This window comes from Bradyrhizobium sp. 186 (genome assembly GCF_023101685.1).
Lineage (GTDB): Bacteria > Pseudomonadota > Alphaproteobacteria > Rhizobiales > Xanthobacteraceae > Bradyrhizobium.
Window position 1 is genome coordinate 5,144,355 of the sequence record NZ_CP082164.1, and the last position, 25,439, is coordinate 5,169,793.

Sequence of the window (25,439 nt, forward strand, 5' to 3'; positions counted from 1 at the left end):
CGCAGTTCCACGCCGCTAGGCCATGATTGCTGTTCCGAGTGCCCTCCCATGTATTCTGATCGAAAGGCCGTCTGGTCCCTCGGCCGGGGCTGGCTTGCCGCCATCCTCGTCATCGCCGCCTTTGCCGTCGCCAGCGCGCCAATCCGCGCCGCGAGCTTCCAGCCGCTCGAGATCGTCACCAAGAACGGTGTGCAGGTGTTCTCGGTCGAGATGGCGACGACGGAACAGGAGAAGCAGACCGGCCTGATGCACCGCAAGGAACTGGCGGACGGCAAGGGCATGCTGTTCGACTTCAGCCCCGAGCAGGAAGTGTCGATGTGGATGAAGAACACCTACATCTCGCTCGACATGATCTTCATCCGCGCCGACGGCCGCATCCTGCGGATCGCGGAAAACACCGAGCCCATGTCGACGAAGATTATCTCGTCACAGGGCCTCGCCAAGGGCGTCCTGGAGGTGCCGGCCGGCACTGCTCAGAAATACGGCATCCGCCCCGGCGACCGTGTCGGCCACCCGCTGTTCGGCGGCAAATAGGGCCATCCTGCGGGCCATTGCCGCCTTGCTGGCGGCTTGAGAGCTTGCCGGCGGCCTGGGAAGCTTGCTGGCGCCTTGGGAAGCGTGTATCGACGGGGCTCGCCGGACATTCGGGGTATAGCGCAGCCTGGTAGCGCGGCAGTTTTGGGTACTGCAGGTCGTTGGTTCGAATCCAGCTGCCCCGACCAGTCCCGACGTTGGATCTCCTTCAATCCCCTGAGATTTCCAATCCCTTGAGATTTCAACGCGCGGATCCCGTTCCGTTGCTGCCGAGCGCGGTCAAGCCGGCAGAGAAATTCCCGGGAAATGTTGCCCGCATGCAACCTCTGCGACAGCACCACGTGCTACGACCTCTGCGCGGGCAATGGGGAATCTCAGGACATGTTGAAAGCTCTCTGCGGTGCGGCGGTTGTCGCCCTGTCCGCGACGGCGGCATCTGCGGCTGATCTTGCGATGAAGGCTCCTCCGCCGGCTCCGGTCAAATTCACATGGACCGGCTGCTATGTTGGTGGTCACGTCGGCGGCGTCGTAAGCGACGACCGCACCATAAGCAGCCTTGGAGCGACAGCCGATTTCAGCTCGCCCGGCTTTGTGGGCGGCGGACAGATCGGCTGCAACTATCAATTTGCGTCCACCTGGCTGGTCGGCGCCGAAGGCCGGGCCGCGTGGACAAGCCTTGCGAACAGACACGGCGCCAGTGTTCGATTCCCGGCGCTTGGCAACCTGATCGTGCCATCGCAGTTTGGCTTGAAGAACGATTTTCTCGCCTCGGCGACTGCGCGCCTCGGCTGCGTCTATGCCGAACGCTGGCTGGTCTATGCGCGGGGTGGCGCCGCCTGGACCCGCGAGAAGATCGATGACGCGTTCATTGCTCCGGTCTTTGTCGTTCCGACCGATCCCAGCGCGACCGTCACTCGCAATGGATGGACGGCGGGCGCCGGCGTCGAATGGGCGTTCGCGCCGCATTGGTCGGCCAATGTGGAGTACAATTATTACGACTTCGGCACGCACGGCCCGGTGCTGCTGACCAGTCCGCTCAATAGCGTCACCGTGGCAAACCTCAAAGATACGATCCACGCCGCGACCATCGGCGTGAATTACCACTTCTGACTTGACCGGGACGAACGGGATGTCGTTGGCGCGGCCCACGGCCCACCCGCCCAAGTTTCAAATGTCAGGACATCAGCCAGCCGGCAAAGCGCCAGGCCATCCAGGCGAGGGCGCCGATCCAGCCCAGCATTGCGATCCCCGCCACGCCGAGCCCACAAAGCGCAAACAGCGAATTTTTGGGCTCTTGTGCATCGGATAGTTTTTCAATCGTATCAATTTGGCTCACAGCATCCCCTTGCCTTGCGGCTTGCTGTTCATTGGTCTCTGCTCGTTCGTGAAAATTCACCGGCCGTCGCTCCATCTCACGTGGACGTGAGACGATCTGGCTGTCCATGCAGGCGGGCATGCGCTGATTACAGACACTTTCGGACGCCTTCAGCTGGGAAAAAGCGGCAACTCGCCACATGGCGATTGGTTGCGGCGGTCCGGCCGGAATCCGTCGCCCAGCGCACACGCTTTGCGAGTGTGCCTCCCGGGTGACAGCTCGAATCGAAAAAGAGTGCTAATTGATGCTCAGCTACTCCCCGGGGAAACTATCCAATGAAAAAATTGCCACTTGCGATCGCCGTCCTCGCGATGAGCGCCAGCAGCGCGTTTTCCGCCGATCTCGCGGCGCGGCCTTACACCAAGGCCCCCCCGATGGTTGCCGCGATCTATGACTGGAGCGGCTTCTACATCGGTATCAATGGTGGCGGCGGCTCCGCCCACACCTGCTGGGACCTCGTGTTCCCGGGCGGCTCCATTCCGGAGGGCTGTCATAATTCCACCGGTGGCACCGTCGGCGGTCAGGTCGGCTATCGCTGGCAATCGGCCAGCTGGGTCTTTGGTGTCGAAGGGCAGGGCAACTGGGCCGACTTCTCGGGCAGCAACGTCACGCCGGTCGGCGGCAACCCGCTTGGCGGGGGGAGCATCCGGACCCGGATCGACGCCTTCGGGCTGATCACCGGCCAGGTCGGCTATGCCTGGAACAACGTCCTCTTCTATGTGAAGGGCGGCGGCGCGGTCGTGAGCGACAAATACGACGTGATCTTCGCCGGGGCCGTGATCGATACCGCCAAGGAGACGCGCTGGGGCGGCACGGTCGGCGCGGGCCTTGAGTTCGGTTTTGCGCCGAACTGGTCGGTGGGCGTCGAATACGACCACATCTTCCTCAATGACCGGGACACCACGCTGACGGCGGTCCCCGGTGGTGGCGCTGCCGGCACTGTTCGCGTTCGCCAGGACGTCGATATGGGCCTGGTCCGCCTGAACTATCGCTTCGGCGGCCCGTTGATCGCAAAGTACTGAGCGCGCGGGGCGGCGGTTCGAACGCCGGCCGCCCCGACCAGATCCTGATCGCTCGCGCTGATAGCCAGCCAATTTCGTCGTGGTTTTGACGCCTGTTTTCGGCGTGCGCCGCGTTGAAGGAGAGGGCGGATCGCGCAATTGATGCCGCGCCCGTCGAGGTCTCCTTCAGGCGAGGTTTTCATGTCGATCAGTGCGATTGCTTCCTCCACCGCGGCGGTGACGACGTCCCCGTCGACCGCCACGACGTCGTCCTCCGAGGCATCATCGACGTCGGCGACAGCGTCGACATCAGCCACGTTCGTCGACGTCAGCGACCTCATCCTCGCAATCGGCGGGTGAAAGCTCGGGTTCCGGAGGCGGCGGCAGCTCGGCTAAGTCCATCGTCAGCGAGGTCTCCACCACCATCAACGGGATCACCACCACGACCATCACCTATTCCGACGGCACGACTGAGGTCGAGACGTCGGCGAGCACGCAAGGCAGTCAGTCGGGACAGACCTACAACGCGCAAGGCACGCTTGACGCCAACGCCACCAGCACGTCCGGTGCGAGCGCCGGCGTCTGAGCGAACGCGCCCGCCAGTGCAGAGGGGGTACGGATAGAAGCGTCCCGCAGCGCCTGCCCGAACCAGCCCAAACCCATCCTTAAGCTTTGGCGTTCTTTCTCTGCGACACGCGACTTCTGCGCGAGTTTTCAAGGGATTGCGCCGACCAGGCCGGCGCAGAATTACCAATCCCTGATCGAACCTTTGGGCGTCGCCGGAGACCAATGAGTGTATTGGGGATTTCAGCGCCCAATACCTAAACGGACGCCGCCAAGCGATGATATTCCGCTTGCGCGGCGTTGCGCTTTTCCGGGATCAATTCGATGCGTACCAGCCGAACGGAAACGGTACGAACGGCCAGGCCATCTGGTTGTCGTTCGAGGCTTTCGGCGGCGCCTCGACGGACGTCTTGACGACCGCAGCAGGCGGCGTCGATGGCACCGCCAAGCGCAGACAGGCACACTGCAAATTCATTGTAGTCGCCCCAGCCAGTAAGCATTTTTCAAAATTCAGTGTCTGTCGAAAATTCGCTGTCAGTTCAAAATCGCCACGCGTCCTCAAAACGGCGCGCTCATTCTCAAGTCTCGCGCCCATTCTAAAAGAACCGGCAGTGGCTTTCAACCGGTCTCGCCGCTCCCTCATGAGAAGTAAGGTTGACCGGTTAGGTTAAGGGAGAGCGGTTGTTGCGGCCGCTTTGGCGACTGTTATCAGATTGGTCCCGGCTCGCGACGGGCTGCCTGCAATCCGTGCTCACACAAGATCACAGTTCGTCGCGGCGCTTGAATCTTGTGAGTTCTGCGTCATGTCTTTCGATCGCAACGTCCGAACCGTCAATCCGCAGTCGAGCTGGGCCGAGATCTGGCACCTCTGGACCGTGATCGTGCCGCGCCGCTCGATCAACGGGCAGCTCGTTTACGGCAAGGTCTGGCGCCGCCACGACGGCCGCGACTGGATCTACCGAAGGTTCACAGAGTACGACGGCGAAGAGGCGGCCTGAAGCGGCATCGCTGCCGCCGGGCTCACGCAGCCTTCGCCACTGCTGGCTTGGGCGGCGGTGGCTTCAGCGGCTTGTCCTGCCGCTTCGACCAGGAAATGTAGTAGGCCACCGTCGTCATGATCGCGATGCCGGCGATGCTGACGAAGAGCTGGGCGAACAGCGAGCCCGAGCTCATCGACAGCTCGAAATGGCCGACGAACGACAGGAACACGCCGACGCAGAACACGGCGAGCGATTGCTGGCCGCAGACGATGATCGGATCGAACACCTTCCACTCCAGGCCTGGCCACTCCTTCGGCACGAAGCGGATCACCAGGATCACGATCACGACGAAGTGGATGAAGCGGTAGGGCGCGAGGTTGGTCTTGTCGTTCGGGTTGAAGGCCGAGAACAGCCACTGCGGGAAGCTGCCGCCGAGGCTCGGGAAGCGGCCGGCCATGGTCATGAGCAGCGCGAACAGCATATAGGCGAGGCACAGATAGAGCGTGATCGGCGCGTTGATCAGCGTCATAGAGCGCCGCGCCCCGCCCATCGCGCACCAGGCGCCGAACACGAACAGCACCTGCCAGCAATACGGGTTGAAGTACCATTGTCCCGCCGGATAGGCGTTCAGATTCCAGCCGAAGTGACGCGCGGAGAGCCACAGGATGATGGACAGCGCCATCGTCAGGTCGGGCTTGCGCAGCATGAACCAGAGCACCGGCGGGAACAGCCCCATCAGCACGATGTAGAGCGGCAGCACGTCGAGATTGAGTGGCTTGAAGCGCAGGAACAGGCCCTGCCGCAGCGTCTCGGTGGCGTTGTCGACGAGGCCGGCCACGTTGAACTCGTTGATCATCTCGGAATCGCCGAAGCGCAGCGCCAGATAGCTGATCGAGGCGATGTAGATCACGAACAGGATGATGTGGGCGACGTAGAGCTGCCAGACGCGCTTGGTGAGCCGGGTGGCGCCGACGAGGAAGCCCCGCTCCAGCATCATCCGCGCATAGACGAAAGAGGCGGTGTAGCCGGAGATGAAGACGAAGAGGTCGGCGGCGTCGGAAAAGCCGTAATTGCGTGTCGTGATCCAGTTCACGACGTTGTCGGGGATGTGGTCGAGGAAGATCGCCCAGTTCGCGACGCCGCGAAACAGGTCGAGCCTGAGGTCGCGACCTTTTTCAGGAAGCGTTGCGCTGATGTTCAGGAAGGCCATGCGAAGGGGCTTTCGGAGGGGACACTGGCAAACACGAACGTCGGCGGGACGGTCGTAACCGCTCGGGGCTTCCCGCCGGGAGTGCGGCGGGGGCGAGATTGTCACGGCTCGGCATAATGACTATACCCGTCGGCAGAGTAACCCAAGGGGTCACGGAATCACCGGTCAAATTCCCGAAAGGTGTCTCTATACTATCCCTGAGGTTTCCACCAACTGCCTCGGTGACGCACAGACTTCGCCGCACAGACTATTAAGGATCCGGCCGTCCAATGAACGCACGCATTTTCAAGCCCGCCAAGAACGCGATGCAATCGGGGAAGTCCACGACCCGGGAATGGCAGCTTGACTACGAGCCGGAGCAGCCGCGCGCGGTCGAGCCGCTGATGGGCTGGACCTCGTCCGGTGACATGAAGCAGCAGATCACGCTGCGCTTCCACACCAAGGAAGAGGCGGTCGCCTATTGCGAGCGCAAGGGCATCGCCTACCAGGTGATCGAGCCCAAGGAGTCGGTACGCCGATCGGCCGCGTATGCCGACAATTTCTCGTTCCGCCGCGGCGAGCCCTGGACGCACTGAGAGCAATCCACAAACTATGAATCCGTCATGCCCGGGCTTGTCCCGGGCATCCACGTTCTTCATGCAGCGTGGCTAGGCGTGGATGGCCGGGACGAGCCCGGCCATGACGACGGGGAGCGACCGGTCGCCCCAAGTTCCCCAGCATATCCCTTGGCAGCGATTCCACCGCGTGCTTCGCTCTCCCGCGAGGCGTGACGGGATCATGACGAGGTGGGGGTATGGCCGGGCGTGACCAGCTCGACGGCGTCGATCTGAAGATACTATCCGAGCTGCAGCAGGACGGGCGGGTCCGCAACAACGAGCTCGCGCTGCGCGTCGGCGTCTCCGCGCCCAACTGCCTGAGGCGGCTCAAATCCCTGTTCAGCCGCGGCGTGATCCGGGCGATTCGCGCCGTCATCGACGAGCGGCTGCTCGGCTACGAGGTGGTGTCGTTCGTCTCCATCCAGCTCGCCAGCCAGGCCCAGCCGGTGCTGGAATCATTCGAGAGCTCGATCGCCGCAATCCCGCGCATCCAGCAGTGCTGGCGAATTTCGGGCGACACCGACTATCTCCTGAAATGCGTGGCGCCGAGCGTGGAGAACATGCGCCAGCAGCTGCTGCATTTCGCCGCGATGCCGAACGTGAGGAACGTCCGCAGCTTCCCGGTGCTGGGCGTCGCAAAGGACGTGCCGCTGCCGTTGCAGGAGATCGCGGCGTCCGCGTCGGCAGGGTAGGGGACCGCGCGTTTAGGCGTAATTCTGTCAGGCTCGCAGAAAATCCCGAAGACACGAAGGGTGCCTAAAGCTTAGTAACTCACCTAACTGTGACATGTGATTTGGGAAGTGCTGCAATGCGCTGAGAAGTGATTGCCGGTTCCGGGGCGCCGCCTACATGCGAGGTGTGAACCTCAGCGTGTGTCGCATGCCGAGGACTCTTTTGTGGGACCCTGAAGCAGGAAAAGACAACATGACCTCGACCTCGAAGACGTTTGTCGCGTCCGCTGCGACGCTGTTTGCATCTGCGTTCCTGGTGATGACCGCACCCGCCGCGCGGGCCGACGACTTCTGCATCACCAATGGCGCCCAAGCCGCTCACGGCTGCGGCTTTCCGACGATGGAGGCCTGTCGGGCCGCGGCCGGTGGCATCGGCGGCTCGTGCTCGCAGAGCGGCGCGAAGAGCACGAACGACTCTCTCGCCTATCAGCCGAAGCAGACGCGGTCGCGTACCAAGCTTCGCCCCGGCGCACAGACCAACTCGAACTAACACCTGAATCCGAGATCGGTTTCGAAACATTGCGGCCTCCGGGGTCTCTCTCGGAGGCCGCAAAATTATGACGGTCAGATGATAGCGCGCTCGTACGCGGCTCAGCGATACTTGTCGCGAAACTCGCGCGGCGAGGCGCCAGTCCAGGTGCGGAAGGCGCGGGAAAAACTCTTTTCGTTGCGGAAGCCGGCGATCTCCGCGATCCGCTTGATCGGCGTGCGGCCGCGCATCAATTCCTGCTTGGCGAGCTCGAACTTCGCCTCTTCCTTGAGATCGCGCAGCGAGGTCGCTTCCTCGCGCAGGCGGCGATGCATGGTGCGGGTGGAAAGCGCCAGCTCGCTCGCGACGTCCTCCGCACCGAGAATGCGGCCGCGCGCATTGCGAAGCACGCGACGGACGCGTTCGACCAGCAACCGGTCGCGCCGATAGGGCAGTACGGTCAGCCGCAGCGCGCCTTTGAGCATGCTGTCGAGGTCGGCCGGACTGCGGGTGAGCGGCAGCGAGAGATAGTGCTTGTCGAAGACAATGCCGGCGCGATCGCCGCCGAAGCGGACGGTTTTGCAGAAGATGGTCGGATAGACCGAAACATGGTGCGGCTCGGGAAAGGGAAATTCCGCGGCGCGGAGTGCGATCGCGGAATCGACGGCCCAACATGAGAAGCCAAGCACATAGCGGAGCAGGGTGACCAGGCAGAACTCGCGGAGAGCACCGAGGTCGCGCTGCTCGCGAATGGAGATGATCGCGGTCTCCTCGCTGACGGCGAGCTCGAACAGGACGTCCTCGGTCAGGAGACGGTGATGCCGGCACCAGCGCTTGAGCGCGACCTCGAGATTGGGCGCGGTGATCGAGGCGCGGCACAGCATGCCATAGGAGCCCCAGGGCAGCCGGCGCGAGAACCAGCCGAGCGCCTCGTCGTCGAGTTCGCGCATGGCATGGCCCGCGAGCGCCTCGAACTGGGCCGCCGTCACCCGCCCGTCTGTCGATTTGACCAGGTCCGCCGTGACCTGCCCCCGGCTCAGGGCCTCCGCCGGATCCCGCCCGTAACGCGCATAGGCGGTGACCACGCCGCGGACGAAGGCGGCAGGGGTCATGGCGCGGCGGGGCGTGGCGGTCGCGGCTTGGAACGGCATGAAAAATCCTCGCCAAACTTGGCGGAAAATGCAACCTTTTAGACCGAAGCGGCGCCGGCGCGGGGGTAGGTTCGGGCCCGATAAAAATGGAGGAATCGCCTTGAACATCCCGAGCATCGATTTCGATCTGGGCGAAGACATCACCATGCTGCGCGACACGCTTCGCGCCTTCGTGGAGGCTGAGATCGCGCCGCGCGCCGCCGAGATCGAGAAGGCCAATCTGTTCCCGGCGGACCTCTGGAAGCGCTTTGGCGACCTCGGCCTGCTCGGCATGACTGCGCCGGAGCAATATGGCGGCTCCAGCATGGGCTATCTCGCCCACGTCGTCGCCATGGAGGAGATTTCGCGCGGCTCGGCCGCGGTCGGGCTCTCCTACGGCGCCCATTCCAATCTCTGCGTCAACCAGATCCGCCGCAACGGCAACGACGCGCAGCGACAGCGCTATCTGCCCAAGCTGATCTCCGGCGACTATGTCGGTGCGCTCGCGATGTCCGAGCCCAACGCAGGATCGGACGTGGTCTCGATGAAGCTGCGCGCGGACAAGCGCGGCGACCGCTACGTGCTCAACGGCTCGAAAATGTGGATCACCAATGGCGGCGATGCCGACGTGCTCGTGGTTTACGCCAAGACCGATGCGGAGGCCGGCCCGCGCGGCATGACCGCGTTCCTGGTCGAGAAAGGCTTCAAGGGCTTTAGCCATGGTCCGCATCTCGACAAGCTCGGCATGCGCGGCTCCAACACCTATCCCTTGTTCTTCGATGAGTGTGAGGTGCCGGAAGAGAACGTGCTCGGCTGCGTGGGCGAGGGCGTCAAGGTGCTGATGTCCGGCCTCGACTATGAGCGCGCGGTGCTCTCCGGCGGTCCGCTCGGGATCATGGCGGCCTGCATGGACGCAGTGGTGCCCTACATGCACGAGCGCAAGCAGTTCGGCCAGCCGATCGGCGATTTCCAGCTCATGCAGGGCAAGCTCGCCGACATGTATTCGACCTGGCAGGCGACGCGCGCCTATGTTTATGCGGTGGGGCGGGCCTGCGACCGCGCCAATCACGCCCGCAGCTTACGCAAGGATGCCGCCGCCGCGATCCTCTATTCCGCCGAGAAGGCGACGTGGATGGCGGGCGAGGCGATCCAGGCGCTCGGCGGCATCGGCTACACCAGCGAATTTCCCACCGGGCGGCTGTGGCGCGACGCAAAGCTCTACGAGATCGGCGCCGGCACCTCGGAAGTTCGCCGCATGCTGATCGGCCGCGAGCTGATGGTCGAGACCGCCTAAGCCTCCGCGCAATTGGAATTGCCGCGAAACTGATCCAACCTGTCGCGGCCTCTCACCACGTCACAAGAAACGCGGGACCACATGCCACTCCATTCCAGCATCGATCCGTCGTCTTCAGATTTCGCGCGCAACTCGGACGCCATGCGGGCGCTTGTCGGCGATCTTCGTGAGAAGCTCAGCCAGATCGCCGGCGGTGGCGGCGAGACTTCGCGCAACCGCCACACCGCGCGCGGCAAGATGCTGGCGCGCGAGCGCGTCGACCTTCTGGTCGATCCCGGCACCGCGTTCATGGAGCTGTCGCCGCTTGCGGCCTATGGCCTGTATGGCGGTGACGTGCATTCGGCGAGCGTCGTGACCGGGGTCGGGCGCATCTCGGGCCGCGAATGCGTGATCGTGGCGAACGACGCCACCATCAAGGGCGGCACCTATTACCCGATGACCGTGAAGAAGCATCTGCGCGCGCAGGACATCGCGCGGCAGAACAACCTTCCTTGCGTCTACATGGTCGATTCCGGCGGCGCCTTCCTGCCGCTCCAGGATGAGATCTTTCCGGACGAGCGGCACTTTGGCCGCATCTTCTACAACCAGGCGCAGATGTCGTCGCAGGGCATCCCGCAGATCGCGATCGTGATGGGCTCCTGCACCGCCGGTGGCGCCTATGTGCCGGCGATGTCGGACGAGAGCATCATCGTGCGCAACCAGGGCACCATCTTCCTCGGCGGCCCACCGCTGGTGAAGGCCGCCACCGGCGAAGTCGTGAGCGCGGAGGAGCTTGGCGGTGCCGACGTGCATTCGCGCCAGTCGGGGGTGACCGATCATTACGCCCAGAACGATGCGCACGCGATCGGCATTGCCCGGCGCATCGTCGGCACGCTGAAGCCATCGACGCGGCCGAATCTCAACATGCACAAGCCGCGCGACCCGCTGTTTGCCGCGGAAGAGATCTACGGCGTCGTGCCCGTCGACGGCAGAAAACCGTTCGACGTGCGCGACATCATCGCGCGCATCGTCGACGGCTCGGAATTCGACGAGTTCAAGAAGCTGTACGGAACGACGCTGGTCTGCGGCTTCGCCCATGTCTGGGGATTTCCGGTCGGCATTATCGCCAACAACGGCATCCTGTTCAGCGAGAGCTCGCTGAAGGGCGCGCATTTCATCGAGCTGTGCTGCCAGCGCGGCATTCCCCTGGTCTTCCTCCAGAACATCACGGGCTTCATGGTCGGCAAGAAATACGAGGCTGGCGGCATCGCGCGCGACGGTGCCAAACTGGTGACGGCGGTTGCGACCGCTTCGGTGCCGAAATTCACCGTCGTGATCGGCGGCTCCTACGGTGCCGGCAATTACGGCATGTGCGGGCGTGCCTACAGCCCGCGCTTCCTGTGGATGTGGCCGAACGCGCGCATCTCGGTGATGGGCGGCGAGCAGGCCTCGATGGTGCTGAGCCAGGTCCGGCGCGACAATATCGAGGCCAAGGGCGATAGCTGGTCCAAGGACGAGGAAGACAAATTCCGCAGCCCGATCCGCGCGCAATATGAGAGCCAGGGCCACCCCTATTATGCGACCGCGCGGCTGTGGGACGACGGCGTGATCGACCCGGCCGACACCCGGCTCGTGCTCGGGCTTGGTCTCTCGGCGGCGTCGAATGCGCCGACCGAACCGACGAAATTCGGCCTGTTCAGGATGTGATGCGATGGACCGCTCAAAGCTCTACCGGCGTTTTCGCACGCTTCTGATCGCAAATCGCGGCGAGATCGCCTGCCGCGTCATCCGCACCGCGCGCGCCATGGGCCTGCACACGGTCGCAGTCTATTCCGAGGCCGACCGCGATGCAATGCATGTCGCACTGGCCGACGAGGCAGTGCTGCTGGGGCCCGCGCGGGCCCGCGACAGCTATCTCAATGTCGAGCGGCTGATCGAGGCCGCGCGAAAGACCGGCGCGGAGGCCGTGCACCCCGGCTACGGCTTCCTGTCCGAGAATGCGGAATTCGCGCAAGCCTGTCTGGATGCGGGTCTCGTCTTCGTGGGTCCGACCGCCGAGATGATGACTGCGATGGGTTCGAAGTCGGGATCGAAGGCGCTGATGGAGAAGGCCGGCGTACCGCTGGTGCCGGGCTATCACGGCGAGGCCCAGGACGAGGCCATGCTGGCGAAGGCGGCTGACAAGGTCGGCTTCCCGGTGCTGGTCAAGGCGTCCGCCGGCGGCGGCGGTCGAGGCATGCGCATCGTGCGCACGGCGGCCGAGCTTGGGCCCGCGATCGTCAGCGCCAAGCGCGAGGCCAAGGCGGCGTTTGGCGACGATCGGATGCTGATCGAAAAATACGTCGACAATCCGCGCCACATCGAGGTGCAGGTGATCGGCGACAGCCATGGCAATCTCTTGTCGCTGTTCGAGCGCGAATGCACGTTGCAGCGACGGCACCAGAAGGTGATCGAGGAGGCGCCGTCGCCGACGCTCAACGCCGCGCAACGCGAAACCGTCTGCGCCGCCGCGCGCAAGGCCGCGGGCGCGGTGAACTATGTCGGCGCCGGCACGATCGAATTCGTCTCCGACGGCAAGGATGTCTTCTTCATCGAGATGAATACGCGCCTCCAGGTCGAGCATCCCGTAACCGAGCTGATCACCGGCATTGATCTCGTCGAGTGGCAGCTGCGCGTCGCCTTCGGCGAGAAGCTGCCGCTCAGGCAGGACGAAATCCGGCTCAACGGCCATGCTGTCGAGGCGCGTGTCTACGCCGAAAATCCGACCAAGAATTTCATGCCGTCGGTCGGAAAGATCTCGACCTGGCGCTTGCCGGCCGAGACCGGCGGCTTGCGCGTCGATGCCGGTTATCGCGAAGGCGATAGCGTCTCGCCCTATTACGACGCGATGCTCGCCAAGATGATCGCATGGGCGCCGACGCGGGATGTCGCGATCGAGCGGTTGAACCGTGGTCTGGAAGACTCCGACGTCCGCGGCATCGTCACCAACATCCCGTTCCTGTCGGGGCTGGTGACGCATCCGAAGGTACGGGCCAACGCGATCGACACCGGCTTCATCGAGCGCGAGCTGGCGGCCCTGACGCCGGCCGCATCAGCGCCCGGCGAGCTCGAGCTGTGCGCCGCGGTGGCCGCGATCGTCAGCGACGAGCGAACAGCCGCACAGGCGGATGCGAATTCGCCCTGGCAGACCTTTGGCTGGATGCCGGTCGGCCGCCGCCAGCGCAGCTTTGCCTTCCGCGTCGGCCATGGGCCTGAACTGGAGGTCACGTTGAACTACGGCAGCGGACCATCGACGCTCGTGATCGACGAACGCGAGCTGGGGTTTGCGATCACGCCGCGGGACGGCGGCTTTGACCTGACGCTCGACGGCGTCAAGTCACAGGTCGCGGCCGTGATCGACGGCCATGAGCTGTATTTGCGTACACGCAACGGTCGCTTTGACCTGCACTGGGTCGACCCGTTCGGCGGCGAGACCGAGGAGCAGGCCGGCGAGGACAAGATCGCAGCACCGCTGCCGGGCACCGTCGTCGCCGTGCTGGCCGAGGAGGGCGCAAAGCTCGAGAAGGGCGCGCCGATCCTGACGCTGGAGGTGATGAAGATGGAGCAGACCCTGCGGGCGCCCTATGCCGGCGTGCTCAAGTCCATCAAATGCAAGGTCGGCGATATCGTCCAGGAAGGCGTCGAGCTGGCCGTGGTCGAACCGTCAGGCGAGTGAGGGTGGCATGAGCGACCAGCTTCGCATCATCGAAATGGGGCCGCGCGACGGCCTCCAGAACGAGAAGACCCCCGTCAGCGTCGAGGCTCGCATTGCCTTCGTCGAGGCGCTGGTCGCAGCAGGCCTGACCACCGTCGAGGTCGGCGCCTTCGTCTCACCCAAGGCGATGCCGCAGATGGCGAGCTCGGATGCCGTGTTGCGCGGCGTGAGCCATGTGGAGGGCGCTGAATTTCACGTACTGGTGCCGAACGAGAAGGGCTATGACGCCGCACGCGCGGCGGGCGCCGAGGTCGTCTCCGTGTTCGCGGCGGCGTCCGAGGGCTTTTCGGGCGCCAATATCAATTGCACGGTCGCGGAATCCATCGAACGGTTCAAGCCGGTGCTGGCGCGCGCCAAGGCGGACGGCGTCCGGGTCCGCGGCTATATCTCCTGCGTGCTGGGCTGTCCGTTCGACGGCGAGATCAAGCCCAAGGCGGTGGCCGATCTCGCCAGGACGCTGTGGGATCTCGGCTGCTACGAAATCTCGCTCGGCGACACCATCGGGGTCGGCACGCCCACCAAGGCGAAGGAAATGCTGCGCGCCGTCAGCGCCAACATTCCCGCCGCCCATCTTGCGATGCACTTCCACGACACCTACGGCCAGGCGCTCGCCAATCTCTATGCCGGCATGGAGGAGGGCGTCCGCGTCATCGATGCCGCCGCAGGTGGTCTCGGCGGCTGTCCCTACGCCCCCGGTGCGACCGGCAATGTCGCCACCGAGGACGTCGTCTACATGCTCGAGGGCATGGGGATCAGGACCGGCGTCGACATGGAGAAGCTGCTGGGGGCGACCAACGAGATCAGCCGCCTGCTGGGCCGCCCGCCGGCAAGCCGCGTGGCGTCCGCGTTGAACGCCAAGCGGAAGCGGGCGGCGACGTAAGGCGCCTACGCCGCCTTCAGGCCCACATCCGGCAGGCGCGGCCGGTTCTTGAGCGCCTTGACCATCATTGCCTCGACCCCAGCCTTCTCCTGCGGCAGCAGCGCGAGGCGGGGCGGGCGGGTCAGCGCGGTGCCGCGGCCCATGATGTGCTCGCACAGCTTGATGCATTGGACGAGGTCCGGCCGCGCATCGAGATGCAGCAGCGGCATGAACCATTCGTAGAGCGGCATCGCCTCGGCATAGCGTCCCGCCTTGGCGAGGCGGAACAGCGTCTCGCCCTCGCGCGGAAAGGCGTTCGACATGCCGGACACCCAGCCCACCGCACCCATGGCGATGCTCTCGACGATGACGTCGTCGAGCCCTGCGAACAGCACGAAACGGTCGCCAACCATGTTCCGTGTGTCGATGAAGCGCCGCGTGTCGCCCGAGGAATCCTTGAAGCAGACGACGGTCTCGACGTCGGTGAGCGAGGCCAGGATGTCCGGCGTGACGTCGTTCTTGTAGATCGGCGGATTGTTGTAGAGCATGACCGGCAAATCCGTCGCGGTGGCAACGGCGCGGAAATGCGCGGCAGTCTCGTGCGGCTTGGACGAATAGACCAGGGCCGGCATCACCATCACGCCGTCGATGCCGATGCGGGCGGCTTCCTTCACCGTTTCGACCGCGAAGGCCGTGGTGAATTCGGCGATGCCGCATAGCACGGGCACGCGGCCGGCCGCGACCGACTTGGCCGTCTCCATGATCGCGACTTTCTCCTTGCGCTCGAGCGAGGTGTTCTCGCCGACGGAGCCGCAGACGATCAGGCCGGACACGCCATCGCGGATCAGTCCGTCCATCACCTTCGCGGTCGCATCGATGTCGAGCGAGAGATCGTCGTGGAATTGCGTGGTCACGGCCGGGAAGACGCCTTGCCAGGAAATGCGCGGGCTCATGGTTTTACTCCAAGTGATTTTGCCAAGTGGATTTGCCAAGTGATTTTGCCGGCGGATTGCTGCATCCGCCGGGTGTTGTGAGGATGATGGCGGATGGGATCAGAGCGTCGCGCCGACCTTGCGCAATTCGGCCAGGACCGGCGCCTTGGGCAGCCAGATCTTGTCGAACTCGGCAATCACCGCCTCGGTGTCGCCGGCCGGCACCTGCCGGATCGGGATCGGCGCGTTGCGGAAGTTCTCGATCAGAGTTGGCTCGTTGGAGGCGAGCTCGTCGATCTGCGCGTCCAGTGTCGACTTCACCGTCTTGGCGATCAGTTCGCGGTCGGCAGCCGGCAGCGACTGCCAGACCCGGCCCGAGACGACCGCCGCCATCGGCATGAAGACGGCGTTCATCTGCAGGATCACCTTCGACACCTTGTCGAAGCGCTGGTTCCAGGAGAATTCGAGATCGGCTTCGAGGCCATCGACCTGGCCGTTCGCCATCGCGTCGAACACCTGCGGCGTCGGGATTGGCGTCGGAGCAGCTCCCAGCGAGGAGTAGAAATCGCGATAGACCGGGGTCGGATTGATGCGCAGCTTCATGCCGCGGATGTCGGCCAGCGTCGTCAGATCCTTGGACGAGAACACGGCGCGCATGCCGGTGATGCCCCAGCCGAGCCCAATCGTTCCGGTCTCCTGCGGCAGCACCTCGAACAGCTTGATGGCCGTCGGATGCCGCACGAATTTCGCGACCGCAGGCGTCGAGCGGACGATGTAGGGCGCATTGATCGCGGCGATGTGCGGCACGCGCGAGCCAAGCTCTGCGGCCTGGATGAAGCCCATGTCGAGCGCACCGGATTGCAATTGCTGCATCATCGCGGGCTCATTGCCGAGCTGGCCGGAGTGGAACACGGTCACGGTCAGGCGGCCGCTGGTGGCGGCCTTGAGATCGTCGCCGAATTTGAGCGCGGCCTTGTTCCAGGAATGGCCGTTGGGCGTGATCAGGCCGAGGCGAAATTCCTTGGCCTGGGCCAGCGCCAGCGACGGGGCGAACAGCGGCACGGCTGCGCTGGCGGCGAGAAAGCGGCGACGTGAGATCGGCATAGTCGGGCTCCTTTGGACGGGCCTATTTGATGAGGATCAGCGAGAGCGACGGATAAAGCGAGAGCAGCACCAGAAGGACGCAGGAGATGACGAAGAACGGCAGCGTCACCATGAACATCTTGCCGGGCTTGGCGCCGGTGACGGCGGCCGCGACGAAGAAGGAGAGCCCGACCGGCGGTGACAGCAATCCGAGCACCAGGTTGATCACCACCACCACGCCGAAATGCCGGGGATCGATATGATAGACCTCGGTTGCAACCGGCAGCAGGATCGGCACCGTCATGATCAGGCCGGGAATGCCGTCGATCACCGTGCCGATCACCAGCAGGACCACGTTGCAGATCAGCATGAAGCTGATCGGATCCTTGGCGGCCGATTGGATCCAGCCGGCGGTTTCCAGCGGCACCTTGCCGAAGATCAGGACCCACGAGAACACGGCCGCCGCGGCGACCAGGAACAGCACGATCGCTGAATAGATGGCGCTGCGCAGCATCATCTGCGGCAGCTGCGAGAACTCGAATTCCCTGGTCCAGAACTTTCCGACCAGCGCGGCGGCGACCGCGCCGACGGCCGCGGATTCCGTTGCGTTGGCGAGGCCGCCGAGAATAGTGCCGACGATGACGATCGGGATCAGCAGGGTCGGCGACGTCCGCAGGATCGTCGCCACGCGCTGGCGCGGGGTCTGATAGTCCGCGCGCGGATAGTTGTAGATGTATCCCATCAGCGCGATGACGAGGCAAAACATCACGGTGAGGATGACGCCCGGCACGATGCCGGCGATCAGCATGTCGCTGACCGAGACCTGCGCGAGCACGCTGTAAACCACGAACATCACCGACGGCGGGATGATCGGGCCGAGCATGCCGCCATAGGCGGTCAATCCCGCCGCAAAGGTCTTGTCGTAGCCCTTCTTCTCCATCTCCGGCACCATGATCTGGGCCATGATGGCGACCTGCGCGGTCGCAGATCCCAGGATCGAGGAGATGAACATGTTGGCGAGGATGTTGACGTAGGCGAGCCCGCCCTTCAGCGATCCGACGAAAGCCATCGCCATGTCGACGATGCGCCGGGTGATGCCGCGCCGTTCATGATCTCGCCGATGAGGATGAAGAGCGGAATGGCGATCAGGCCGTAGCTGTCGACGCCGCCGAACAGCTGAAGCGGATAGGACTGGAACAGCACCGGATTGCCGGATGCTGCGATGTAGACGAGGCCTGCGAGGCACAGGCAGAGCCCGATCGGCACGCCGACCAGCATGATCGCGACGAAGGCCGCCGAGGTAATCATCAGTTGACCCCGTTGAGCTCGGAGAGCGCAAAACCCTTCGGCGGCGTGCGCGGGACCAGTTCGAGATCTTCCAGCAGGTTGGCGAGGCTGTGAACGGTCATCGACACCGCGAAGATCGGCAGCGTCAGATAGAGCATCCAGGTCGGCCAGTTCAGCGTCTGGGTGTGCTCGGTGTAGAGGAAGTTGAAGGTTTCGGCGGCGAGCTTGCGGCCGTCGAACCCGGCGCGGGCCAGTCCGATCGGGTCCATCCAGAGCACGCAGGTGACGATCAGCGCGATGCCGAACACGACGACGAGGCCGGTCGAGATGACCTTGGCGATCTTCTGGTGCTGTGGCGAAAGACGTTCCGTCAGCATCGTCACCGCGAAGTCGAGCCGGAGTCGCGTCATCGCGGAAGGAGAAATCGTAAGGTGGGCAAAGGCGCACTTGCGCCGTGCCCACCACGTCTTTCAATGAATCCGATGGATGGTAGGCATACGCTCCTTAGCCCACCTACGCCTGCGTCACCTGCTGCCGTCCGGTCCCATCACCAGGTCCGGCAGCGCGGTCGAGATCCCCGGCACGAAGCACAGCAGCAGCACAGCCGCCATCATCAAGAGCACGAACGGCAGCGTGCCCCAGATCACCTCGCTTAGGGGGATATCGGGCGCGACGTTGCGGATGACGAAGATGTTGAGGCCGACCGGCGGGTGGATCAGCCCCATCTCCATCACGATCGTCATGACGACGCCGAACCAGATGATGTCGAAATTGGCGGCACGTAAGGGCGGCAGGATGATCGGCGCCGTCATCAGGATGATCGAGACCGGCGGCAGGAAGAAGCCGAGCACGACGACCATGACGAGGATCGCGAACAGCAGGCCCCAGCGCGGCAGATGCATCGCGACGACGGATTCGGCCGCCGACTGCGAGATGTGCAGATAGCTCATTACGTAGGAATAGAGCAGCGACATGCCGATGATCATCATCAGCATGGTCGATTCCCGGATCGTCGACTTCATGATGGGCGCAAGGTCGCGCGGCCGCCACACGCTGTAGATCGCCGCGATCAGTGCGAGCGCCAGCAGGCCGCCGAGGCCGGCGGTCTCCGACGGCGTGGCGTAGCCGCCATAGAGCGCGATCATGACGCCGGTCAGCAGCAGCACGAAGGGGATCACGCGGGGCAGCACGCCGAAGCGTTCGGCGAGCGTGTACTCGTCGCGGGCCAGGATCGCCGCTTGGGGGCCGCCGTTCTTGTAGATCGCTTCGGCTGCCGCATATTCCCGGCGGAAGCGGATCACGGCATAGGCGCCGAACAGCGAGACCAGCAACAGGCCGGGGCCGATGCCGGCGAGGAAGAGGCGGCCGAGCGATTTTTCGGCAGCGACAGCAAACAGGATCATGGTGATCGAGGGCGGCAACAAAATGCCGAGCGTGCCGCCAGCGGCGATGATTCCGGCGGCAAAGCCGCCGGAATAGCCGCGCTTGCGCATCTCGGGGATGCCGGCCGAGCCGATCGCGGAGCAGGTCGCAGGTGAGGAGCCGGCCATTGCCGCAAACAGCGCGCAGGCAAAGACGTTGGCAACGCCGAGCCCGCCAGGCACGCGATGCAGCCAGGCATGCAGTGCCGAATAGAGATCCTGCCCGGCGCGCGACTTGCCGATCGCTGCGCCCTTCAGGATGAAGAGCGGGATCGACAGCAGTGTGATCGAGGCCATCTCCTCGTAGACGTTCTGCGTCACCGTATCGAGGGAGGCGGCGGGCATGTAGATGCCCATGAACACGACCGCGACCGCGCCGAGCGCGAACGCGATCGGCATGCCCGAGAACATCACGAGCAGCGTCGCAATCCCGTAGGCGAGGCCGATACCGAAGACGCTCATGGCCGCCGGCCCCCAGCGAAAGGCAGCGCAAGCTGCACGAGGATCTGCACGCAGAGCAGGCTCATGCCGAACGCCATCAGCGAGTAGGGGATGGCGAGCGGCGGCGACCACATCGAGTTCGAGACCTGGCCGTCGACATAGGCCTCGTGCGCGAGCGTCCAGGATTTCCAGGCGAAGAAGCCGCAGAACAGAAGCGTCACGGCATCGACGAGCCAGAGCCTGATCCTGTTCGCCAGCGGCGACAGCAGGCCGACGAAGGCTTCGATGCCGATATGGCCGCGATTTTGCTGGACATAGGCGGCCGTCATGAAAGTCGCGCCGACCAGCAGGAACACGGCGGCCTCGTCCTGCCAGTAATTGGCGGCCTTGAACAGCGCGCGGCTGAGCACACTGTAGCTCAGGATGGCGCAGGCCGCGATCAGCGCGAGCGCCGCGAACACGACGATGATGTTGTTGAGGACGGCGAGACCGCGATCGAGCACGGCCGCAGGGTTGTTGCCCGCGGCAGCGCTGGTCCGGTTGTCACGATCCGGAAGCGGACCGTGGATCATGCCGCGACGTCGGTGGCGAGCTTGAGCAGGTTCGCCGCGGTCGCCGTCTTGGCGCCGTAGTCCTTCCAGGCGGTGTCGCGGGCGATGTCGCGCCACTTGCCGACGGTCGTGGCATCGAGCGCGCTGACCTTGGCGCCGGCCTTCTCGTAGACCTTGGCAACCTCGACGTCGTCGTCCTGCGCGCCCTTGCGGCCGAAAGCTTCGAGCTCGGTGCCGACCGCGAGCAGGACGTCCTGCTGGTTCTTCGGCAGCTTGTCGAAGATCGCCTTCGACATCATCAGCGGCTCCAGCATGAACCAGTAGGAGGCGCCTGCGCCCGAGGTCAGCGACTTCGCGACCTCTTCGAGCCGGAACGAGATCAGGCTGGTGGAGGAGGTGATGCCGGCATCGCACGCGCCGGTCTGCATCGCCGCGTAGAGTTCGTTCGACGGGACCGACAGCACCGAGGCGCCGGCGGTCTGGAGCACCATGTCCATCTCGCGCGAGCCGCCGCGTACCTTCATGCCCTTGGCATCTTCCGGCGATACGATCGGCTTGGAACGGCTGGCGACGCCGCCGGCCTGCCATACCCAGGTCAGCAGGATGATGCCCTTGTCGGCGAGGAAGTCGGTCAGCGCCTTGCCGACCGGCTCCTTCTTCCAGCGCAGGCCCTGGTCGTAGGTTGTCACGAGACCCGGCATCAGGCCGATATTGGTCTCCGGCAATTCGCCGCCGGCGTACGGCATCGGATAGAGGCTGATGTCGAGTGCGCCTTTACGCATCGCGGAGAACTGCGCGTTGGTCTTGATCAGCGAGGAGTTCGGATAGATTTCCGCGGCGATGTCGCCATTGCTGCGCTTGGCCACCTCAGTGGCGAACATGCGGCAGAGCCGGTCGCGAAAATCACCCTTGTCGATGGTGCCGCCCGGAAACTGATGCGAGATCTTCAGCGTGGTCGCGGCATGCGCGGTACCGGTACCGAAGCGAAGAATGGCGGGTGCGGCGACGGCGGTCGCAAGCAGGTGGCGGCGCGTGAGCATGGCTTGATCCCCTTGGACGGTTCTTGTTGGGTGTCATTTGGGTGGGTCTTTGAGACCGACGCTGAGGCCCATCCTAGCCGGTCTTTCACCCGATATTCTCTCATCTGATAGTTCGAGACCGAATGCCGCGGCAAGTGTCGGCCTTGCTGCGCTGCACACTCGCGGTCCACCGGTCCACGCGAGACCACGCCATACGAAGGATGGCAGCTGGCCCGCGGAAAATTTGTCAGCGGCCGCGTAACAACGCCTGCCGGCAATCCGTCGAGATCAGATAGCGGCATCCGTCGCTGACAAACACCATCTCGAAGGGAAGAACAATCATGACCATTCGTACCCGCATCGTGCTCGGCGTCTCGGCTGCCGCTCTCTCGCTTGGCCTGGCGCTTTCGCCGGCTGCCTTTGCTCAGGACAAGATGGGCAAGGACGACGGCATGATGAAGAAGGACACGATGGCCAAGGACGGCATGAAGAAGGATGCCATGTCCAAGGACGACGGCATGAAGAAGGATACGATGTCGAAGGACGGCATGAAGAAAGACGACGGGATGATGAAGAAGAATTGATCTCGTGCCGTCATGCCGGGGCGCCTCGATGAGGCGAACCGGAGCCTGTCATCGGGCCGCGCTTTCGCGCGAGCCCGGTAACACCGTCCCGTAGTGATGGATGAACTGAGGCGCGCCTCAGTTCAACTTCAGTTGAACGCTACTTCCGCTTGGCCTTGCGGGCGGCGTAGCGGGCGTCCCGCCTGGCCTTTTGCTCGGCCTCGGCTTCAGCCGCCTTCATCACCGCTTCTTCCGCTTCGCGGGCGATCCGCGCGGCTTCCAGTGCCGCGGCCTCTTCCTCGCGACGCTTCTGTTCGGTCTTCTCGGCCTCGCGCGAAGCCTTCACCTCGGCGCGCTTCGCCGCGAGCGTCTCGCGCTCGGCACGCCGCGCCACGACGGCTGGATCGTCAGGCCCCGGTTGGGACTTGAACTTGTTCAAAAGATTTTTACGTGCTTCCTGCGCCGCCTTTTGCCGGTCTGTGAAGCCTGGTTCCCTGAATCCACTCATCGAACGAACCTTGTCATCCTCGCTTTCAGTCCTACATCAAGTCGGTGGGTACGCAGGCCGCATTAAACGCGTGCCGCGTGACGCCAGCGTGTACATCCAAGCGCGTCGCAAAGCCACCCATAATCGCAGCCGATCAGGTAGACGAAAAATCGCTAGACCAGCCGATCTCTTCGTAGCCCGGAAAGACTGCCGAATTGTGATGTCCCTCATAAGGGGCGACGGGGGCGGCGCCTAGCGTCCGCCGCGTTACGAGACGGAGCATGGGCATGACTTTCTTCCGGCAGGGCCTGAAAGCTCTCGCAATCACGGTCGTGGTGGCGGCGCTGGCCGGCGCCGCGTTACTGCTGGCCCGTCCGCAGCCGATCGAGAATCCCGTTCTGGGCGCCGGTTGGGAGTGCAGCCAGACCGCGTTCGTGCTCACGACCTGCGCGCCGCGGGTCCAGCAGGCCACCCCGGCCGTCGAAACCTCGCGCAAGGATTTGGTCAGGCCGACCCGAGGCTGAACTGGAGCGGCTGATCGGGATGTGACGCGACGTCGCAGAGGTGATAAAGCCGTCTCGCGCGCGATCAGGTCGTCATGCCCAAGCCCGAACCGGCTGAGAAGCCCAAAATTCAACCAAAGCCTCAAGCCGGCGACAACCGCCGCGGGGCGATCGCCGGACTGATCATCGCCATCGTGATCCTGGGCGTCGGCTGGTGGCTCGCCCGCAACCTCACCGCCGCCAGCAAGATGCAGGACTGCCTGATGTCGGGGCGCAGCAACTGCAATGTGATCGAGCCGACCCGTTAGAAACGGTCCAGCGCGGCCCGCCCGGACGAAAAATTGCCGTGATCTTAAACGTTTGTAACGGGACTTAGCCGACCACGCAGGTCTGTTATGTCAGCCGGCATCAGCCAGGCGCGACCCGAATCGTCTATCGCGCAGGGACCACGGCAATCGAGAGAGCAGGGGATTAAGCACGCATGAGTGCGTCCAGCCGCATGAAGATCATCACTCCGTTGGTTTCGGCCATGGCATTGCTGGCGCTTTCCGCGCAGGCACAAGACGCAGGTCCGAGAAGGGACGGCCCGCCGCCAGGGCCAGGCGCCGGCGCGCCCCAGAACTATCCGCAGAACATGCGGAAGGGGCCCCCGCCGCAGCAAGCCGCCCGGCCAGCGCCGCAGCCCGGCGGCCCGGTCCATGCCGGTCCCGGTGCTGGTCCGCATGGCGCTGGTGGCCCGCCGCCCGGACGCTATCTGGCGCGCGGTCCCGCGCCTGTGCGCGACTGGGACGGACATGGCTATCGTGGCAACCTCGCCTGGGATGGCGGGCGCTGGCGCCATGAGGTCCACAACGGCCGTTCTGGCTGGTGGTGGGACGTTGGCGGCGTCTGGTACTATTATCCGCAGCGAATGGACGGCCCGCCCGCCTACATCTCCGAAGATTATATCGACGACGAGTCGGTGGCCTATGCGTCGCTGCCTCCAGTCGCCTATGCGCCGCCTCCGCCGCCCCCACCGGCCGATCCCGGCGCAAGTGCTCTTGGTGGCGCCATCGTCGGCGGCGTGCTCGGTGGCCTGATTTCGGGCAACGCGACCGGTGCAGCCGCGGGCGCGGTTCTCGGCGGGGCGACCGGCGCGATCGCAGGCGCCACGGCCGCTTCGCAGCCCGGCTATTATTGGGCGCAGGACAATTGCTACTACCGCTACCCGAACGGCCAATACGTGATGGCCGATCCGAGGGCGTGCCGCTAAGGCCAAATTGCATTCTGAGGTGAAAGAGGTGGGCGCAGGCCCGCCTCTTTTGTTTCAGCGGACCCGCCGTCGATTCGACGGCGTCTCGGGCATCTGGCGCGCTGCTCGCGGCAGCATCCTAGGACGCGAGCCAGTTCAGCATGGCCATTGCGGCCCAGATCAGGCCGCCAATCCAGACCAGCATCACGATGCCGATGGTTGCGAGGCAGGCGGCGCCGAACAGATCGGGCTTTCGTCGTCGTGTGGCTACGTCAGCCTGTGCTGCTGCTTCTTGTATCATGACGGGAAAGACCACCCATGTCTTGTCACGCTTTGTCTTGTCACGCTGTGCCTTCTCGCGCTCAGCGGAGCGTTGCGACGTTGTTTAGCGGAGGCGCCGCTCCCAGGCTGTGACGCAATTCACAGATCCGGCTGCATGAAGCTCGGCCTCACTGTTTCGTGCGGGAGAGGTTTTGGAAACATTCGCGCGGCTCGTGGCTTAGCCCTTCGGTCAGCAAGCGATCAGAAGGAGTGTTTCATGAAATTGGCGACGATCACCTTGGGACTGGCACTGGCGATTTCGTCGACGACCGTTCTTGCACAAGGCGCGGGTGGCTCCGCCGGAGGCGGCGCATCGGCGGGGGCTTCCGGCGGCGTCGGCACGTCGGGAGGCACTTCATCCGGTTCGTCCGGAACCACCACCGGCACAGGCACCGGTACGGGCGGCGTAACCGGTGCCAATGGCGGAATGAACACGACAATCAATCCCTCGGGCAACACGCTGCTGCCAAGCGGCCAAAATCCGTCGCAGCCGGCCCCGCCTCCGAACCCGACCACGGGCCGCTAAGCCTGTCCGCATCCGATCACGAAAACCAGAAGACCGGCACGGCGATCGTTGTGTCGGTCTTGTGGTACATTTCTTAATGCAAGTCGCAGGATTGGCGGGCGGCAAGCCAGTCTTCACCGCAATCATACGGACAAAATTGCCACGCGCTTGTCCAGATCGGCCGGTTAGAGTCGGCCTCATGTGTACCAAGTACGATCCACAGCGCGAAGCTGAGGCGGCCATGAAGCAGGCGGTCGCGTCCGAGGGCCTCGACCGGCAGAGACTCATCGAACTGGCTTTGGCCTGGCATCACCTCGCCCGCGATCGCCGCGACGGAGCGGACGAGCTGATCGCGCGCGTTACGAGCTATCGTCGTCAAGGCTGGTCCATTGCGGACCCGCGGGGTGTGCTGCTGTGACATCCGACCCAAGCGCTGCGGCAGCCATGAGAAAAACCCCGTGCTCGGGGGACAAGCACGGGGTTCTTCAAAGCCGACTGGGGCTGGCAAGTCGGCACCACTCAGTTCGCAGGTTCAACACGCTGGTCGCGCGCTTGTTCCGCAGCTGTTCAATCGAGAAACGCCAAACCTTTCGTGGCCTCCAAATTGCCGTGCAGGGCA

30 protein-coding genes, 1 tRNA gene and 2 pseudogenes are annotated in these 25,439 nt (G+C 64.2%); 18 read left to right on the plus strand and 15 right to left on the minus strand.

What is annotated here, in order from left to right; all coding sequences use genetic code 11:
• Positions 1 to 48 precede the first annotated feature (48 nt).
• From IVB18_RS24630 to IVB18_RS24640, 3 genes are all read left to right on the plus strand, one after another.
• Complete coding sequence (locus tag IVB18_RS24630; protein WP_247991489.1) at positions 49 to 534, plus strand: DUF192 domain-containing protein; 486 nt, start codon at positions 49 to 51, stop codon at positions 532 to 534.
• Between the two features lie 111 nt (positions 535 to 645).
• Positions 646 to 722 (plus strand) — tRNA-Pro (locus tag IVB18_RS24635).
• Between the two features lie 193 nt (positions 723 to 915).
• Entirely contained in the window at positions 916 to 1,644 is a 729-nt protein-coding gene (locus IVB18_RS24640) for an outer membrane beta-barrel protein (RefSeq protein ID WP_256477076.1), read from the plus strand.
• A gap of 64 nt (positions 1,645 to 1,708) precedes the next feature.
• Here the strand turns inward: IVB18_RS24640 and IVB18_RS24645 are convergent, their stop codons facing one another.
• Positions 1,709 to 1,978, minus strand: coding sequence for an RNA-binding protein (locus tag IVB18_RS24645; protein ID WP_247991490.1), 270 nt, complete (start codon positions 1,976 to 1,978; stop codon positions 1,709 to 1,711).
• Between the two features lie 206 nt (positions 1,979 to 2,184).
• Between IVB18_RS24645 and IVB18_RS24650 the strand changes: the two genes are divergently transcribed.
• Positions 2,185 to 2,931 (plus strand): outer membrane beta-barrel protein, encoded by a 747-nt coding sequence (locus tag IVB18_RS24650; RefSeq protein WP_247991491.1) that lies wholly within the window; start codon positions 2,185 to 2,187, stop codon positions 2,929 to 2,931.
• On the opposite strand, the gene IVB18_RS24655 is transcribed toward IVB18_RS24650, so the two are convergent.
• The 3 genes from IVB18_RS24655 to IVB18_RS24665 form a co-directional block, all read right to left on the minus strand.
• Positions 2,895 to 3,173 (minus strand): hypothetical protein, encoded by a 279-nt coding sequence (locus IVB18_RS24655; protein WP_247991492.1) that lies wholly within the window; start codon positions 3,171 to 3,173, stop codon positions 2,895 to 2,897. The genes IVB18_RS24650 and IVB18_RS24655 overlap by 37 nt on opposite strands.
• 46 nt (positions 3,174 to 3,219) lie before the next feature.
• The gene (locus IVB18_RS24660; protein WP_247991493.1) at positions 3,220 to 3,360 is read right to left on the minus strand and encodes a hypothetical protein; all 141 of its coding nucleotides are present in this window, start codon (positions 3,358 to 3,360) and stop codon (positions 3,220 to 3,222) included.
• Positions 3,361 to 3,731: 371 nt separating this feature from the next.
• A complete protein-coding gene (locus tag IVB18_RS24665) occupies positions 3,732 to 3,974 on the minus strand; it encodes a hypothetical protein (RefSeq protein WP_247991494.1) in 243 nt (80 codons plus the stop codon).
• A 303-nt stretch (positions 3,975 to 4,277) separates the two neighbouring features.
• On the opposite strand from IVB18_RS24665, the gene IVB18_RS24670 reads away from it, so the two are divergent.
• Entirely contained in the window at positions 4,278 to 4,472 is a 195-nt protein-coding gene (locus IVB18_RS24670; RefSeq protein ID WP_247991495.1) for a hypothetical protein, read from the plus strand.
• Between the two features lie 22 nt (positions 4,473 to 4,494).
• Here the strand turns inward: IVB18_RS24670 and IVB18_RS24675 are convergent, their stop codons facing one another.
• Positions 4,495 to 5,664 carry an OpgC domain-containing protein gene (locus IVB18_RS24675; protein ID WP_247991496.1) on the minus strand — a complete coding sequence of 390 codons (1,170 nt, stop codon included), beginning with the start codon at positions 5,662 to 5,664 and terminating at the stop codon, positions 4,495 to 4,497.
• 269 nt (positions 5,665 to 5,933) lie between these two features.
• On the opposite strand from IVB18_RS24675, the gene IVB18_RS24680 reads away from it, so the two are divergent.
• The 3 genes from IVB18_RS24680 to IVB18_RS24690 all read left to right on the plus strand — a co-directional run bounded on the left by IVB18_RS24680 (position 5,934) and on the right by IVB18_RS24690 (position 7,481).
• The gene (locus IVB18_RS24680) at positions 5,934 to 6,239 is read left to right on the plus strand and encodes an ETC complex I subunit (RefSeq protein ID WP_247991497.1); all 306 of its coding nucleotides are present in this window, start codon (positions 5,934 to 5,936) and stop codon (positions 6,237 to 6,239) included.
• Positions 6,240 to 6,457: 218 nt separating this feature from the next.
• Entirely contained in the window at positions 6,458 to 6,952 is a 495-nt protein-coding gene (locus IVB18_RS24685; RefSeq protein WP_247991498.1) for an Lrp/AsnC family transcriptional regulator, read from the plus strand.
• Positions 6,953 to 7,184: 232 nt separating this feature from the next.
• The gene (locus IVB18_RS24690) at positions 7,185 to 7,481 is read left to right on the plus strand and encodes a DUF3551 domain-containing protein (protein WP_247991499.1); all 297 of its coding nucleotides are present in this window, start codon (positions 7,185 to 7,187) and stop codon (positions 7,479 to 7,481) included.
• A 101-nt stretch (positions 7,482 to 7,582) separates the two neighbouring features.
• On the opposite strand, the gene IVB18_RS24695 is transcribed toward IVB18_RS24690, so the two are convergent.
• Positions 7,583 to 8,611 carry an AraC family transcriptional regulator gene (locus IVB18_RS24695; RefSeq protein ID WP_247991500.1) on the minus strand — a complete coding sequence of 343 codons (1,029 nt, stop codon included), beginning with the start codon at positions 8,609 to 8,611 and terminating at the stop codon, positions 7,583 to 7,585.
• A 100-nt stretch (positions 8,612 to 8,711) separates the two neighbouring features.
• On the opposite strand from IVB18_RS24695, the gene IVB18_RS24700 reads away from it, so the two are divergent.
• The 4 genes from IVB18_RS24700 to IVB18_RS24715 all read left to right on the plus strand — a co-directional run bounded on the left by IVB18_RS24700 (position 8,712) and on the right by IVB18_RS24715 (position 14,497).
• Positions 8,712 to 9,884, plus strand: a complete 1,173-nt coding sequence (locus IVB18_RS24700) for an isovaleryl-CoA dehydrogenase (RefSeq protein WP_247991501.1) — start codon at positions 8,712 to 8,714, stop codon at positions 9,882 to 9,884.
• A gap of 81 nt (positions 9,885 to 9,965) precedes the next feature.
• On the plus strand, positions 9,966 to 11,570 hold the full coding sequence (locus IVB18_RS24705) for a carboxyl transferase domain-containing protein (protein WP_247991502.1): 1,605 nt from the start codon (positions 9,966 to 9,968) through the stop codon (positions 11,568 to 11,570).
• A gap of 4 nt (positions 11,571 to 11,574) precedes the next feature.
• Complete coding sequence (locus tag IVB18_RS24710) at positions 11,575 to 13,578, plus strand: acetyl/propionyl/methylcrotonyl-CoA carboxylase subunit alpha (RefSeq protein WP_247991503.1); 2,004 nt, start codon at positions 11,575 to 11,577, stop codon at positions 13,576 to 13,578.
• Positions 13,579 to 13,585: 7 nt separating this feature from the next.
• Positions 13,586 to 14,497: a hydroxymethylglutaryl-CoA lyase gene (locus IVB18_RS24715; protein ID WP_247991504.1), complete on the plus strand. Its 912-nt coding sequence runs from the start codon at positions 13,586 to 13,588 to the stop codon at positions 14,495 to 14,497.
• 5 nt (positions 14,498 to 14,502) lie between these two features.
• Here IVB18_RS24715 and IVB18_RS24720 read toward each other — a convergent pair whose 3' ends face one another.
• From IVB18_RS24720 to dctP, 7 genes and pseudogenes are all read right to left on the minus strand, one after another.
• Positions 14,503 to 15,429, minus strand: coding sequence for a dihydrodipicolinate synthase family protein (locus tag IVB18_RS24720; RefSeq protein WP_247991505.1), 927 nt, complete (start codon positions 15,427 to 15,429; stop codon positions 14,503 to 14,505).
• A 99-nt stretch (positions 15,430 to 15,528) separates the two neighbouring features.
• Complete coding sequence (locus IVB18_RS24725) at positions 15,529 to 16,512, minus strand: TRAP transporter substrate-binding protein (protein WP_247991506.1); 984 nt, start codon at positions 16,510 to 16,512, stop codon at positions 15,529 to 15,531.
• 22 nt (positions 16,513 to 16,534) lie between these two features.
• Positions 16,535 to 17,799 (minus strand): annotated as a pseudogene (locus IVB18_RS24730) (TRAP transporter large permease).
• Positions 17,799 to 18,194, minus strand: a pseudogene (locus tag IVB18_RS24735) (TRAP transporter small permease); the annotation flags it as partial. The pseudogenes IVB18_RS24735 and IVB18_RS24730, both read right to left, overlap by 1 nt.
• 108 nt (positions 18,195 to 18,302) lie before the next feature.
• On the minus strand, positions 18,303 to 19,661 hold the full coding sequence (locus IVB18_RS24740) for a TRAP transporter large permease (RefSeq protein WP_247991508.1): 1,359 nt from the start codon (positions 19,659 to 19,661) through the stop codon (positions 18,303 to 18,305).
• Positions 19,658 to 20,212: a TRAP transporter small permease gene (locus IVB18_RS24745; protein ID WP_247991509.1), complete on the minus strand. Its 555-nt coding sequence runs from the start codon at positions 20,210 to 20,212 to the stop codon at positions 19,658 to 19,660. Before IVB18_RS24745 ends, IVB18_RS24740 begins: the two co-directional genes overlap by 4 nt.
• Positions 20,209 to 21,231 (minus strand): TRAP transporter substrate-binding protein DctP, encoded by a 1,023-nt coding sequence (dctP, locus tag IVB18_RS24750; RefSeq protein ID WP_247991510.1) that lies wholly within the window; start codon positions 21,229 to 21,231, stop codon positions 20,209 to 20,211. Before dctP ends, IVB18_RS24745 begins: the two co-directional genes overlap by 4 nt.
• Before the next feature lie 320 nt (positions 21,232 to 21,551).
• Here dctP and IVB18_RS24755 point away from each other — a divergent pair, with 320 nt between their 5' ends.
• On the plus strand, positions 21,552 to 21,794 hold the full coding sequence (locus IVB18_RS24755) for a pentapeptide MXKDX repeat protein (protein ID WP_247991511.1): 243 nt from the start codon (positions 21,552 to 21,554) through the stop codon (positions 21,792 to 21,794).
• A gap of 139 nt (positions 21,795 to 21,933) precedes the next feature.
• On the opposite strand, the gene IVB18_RS24760 is transcribed toward IVB18_RS24755, so the two are convergent.
• Positions 21,934 to 22,281: a DUF6481 family protein gene (locus tag IVB18_RS24760; RefSeq protein WP_247991512.1), complete on the minus strand. Its 348-nt coding sequence runs from the start codon at positions 22,279 to 22,281 to the stop codon at positions 21,934 to 21,936.
• Between the two features lie 266 nt (positions 22,282 to 22,547).
• Here IVB18_RS24760 and IVB18_RS24765 point away from each other — a divergent pair, with 266 nt between their 5' ends.
• The 3 genes from IVB18_RS24765 (at position 22,548) to IVB18_RS24775 (ending at position 24,015) form a co-directional block, all read left to right on the plus strand.
• Positions 22,548 to 22,784 (plus strand): hypothetical protein, encoded by a 237-nt coding sequence (locus tag IVB18_RS24765; protein ID WP_247991513.1) that lies wholly within the window; start codon positions 22,548 to 22,550, stop codon positions 22,782 to 22,784.
• Between the two features lie 74 nt (positions 22,785 to 22,858).
• A complete protein-coding gene (locus IVB18_RS24770; protein ID WP_247991514.1) occupies positions 22,859 to 23,071 on the plus strand; it encodes a hypothetical protein in 213 nt (70 codons plus the stop codon).
• Between the two features lie 173 nt (positions 23,072 to 23,244).
• Positions 23,245 to 24,015 (plus strand): hypothetical protein, encoded by a 771-nt coding sequence (locus IVB18_RS24775; protein WP_247991515.1) that lies wholly within the window; start codon positions 23,245 to 23,247, stop codon positions 24,013 to 24,015.
• A 118-nt stretch (positions 24,016 to 24,133) separates the two neighbouring features.
• Here IVB18_RS24775 and IVB18_RS24780 read toward each other — a convergent pair whose 3' ends face one another.
• A complete protein-coding gene (locus IVB18_RS24780; protein WP_247991516.1) occupies positions 24,134 to 24,295 on the minus strand; it encodes a hypothetical protein in 162 nt (53 codons plus the stop codon).
• A 237-nt stretch (positions 24,296 to 24,532) separates the two neighbouring features.
• Between IVB18_RS24780 and IVB18_RS24785 the strand changes: the two genes are divergently transcribed.
• Positions 24,533 to 24,841, plus strand: coding sequence for a hypothetical protein (locus IVB18_RS24785; RefSeq protein WP_247991517.1), 309 nt, complete (start codon positions 24,533 to 24,535; stop codon positions 24,839 to 24,841).
• A 220-nt stretch (positions 24,842 to 25,061) separates the two neighbouring features.
• Positions 25,062 to 25,238: a hypothetical protein gene (locus tag IVB18_RS24790; protein WP_247991518.1), complete on the plus strand. Its 177-nt coding sequence runs from the start codon at positions 25,062 to 25,064 to the stop codon at positions 25,236 to 25,238.
• The last annotated feature ends 201 nt before the right edge of the window (positions 25,239 to 25,439 follow it).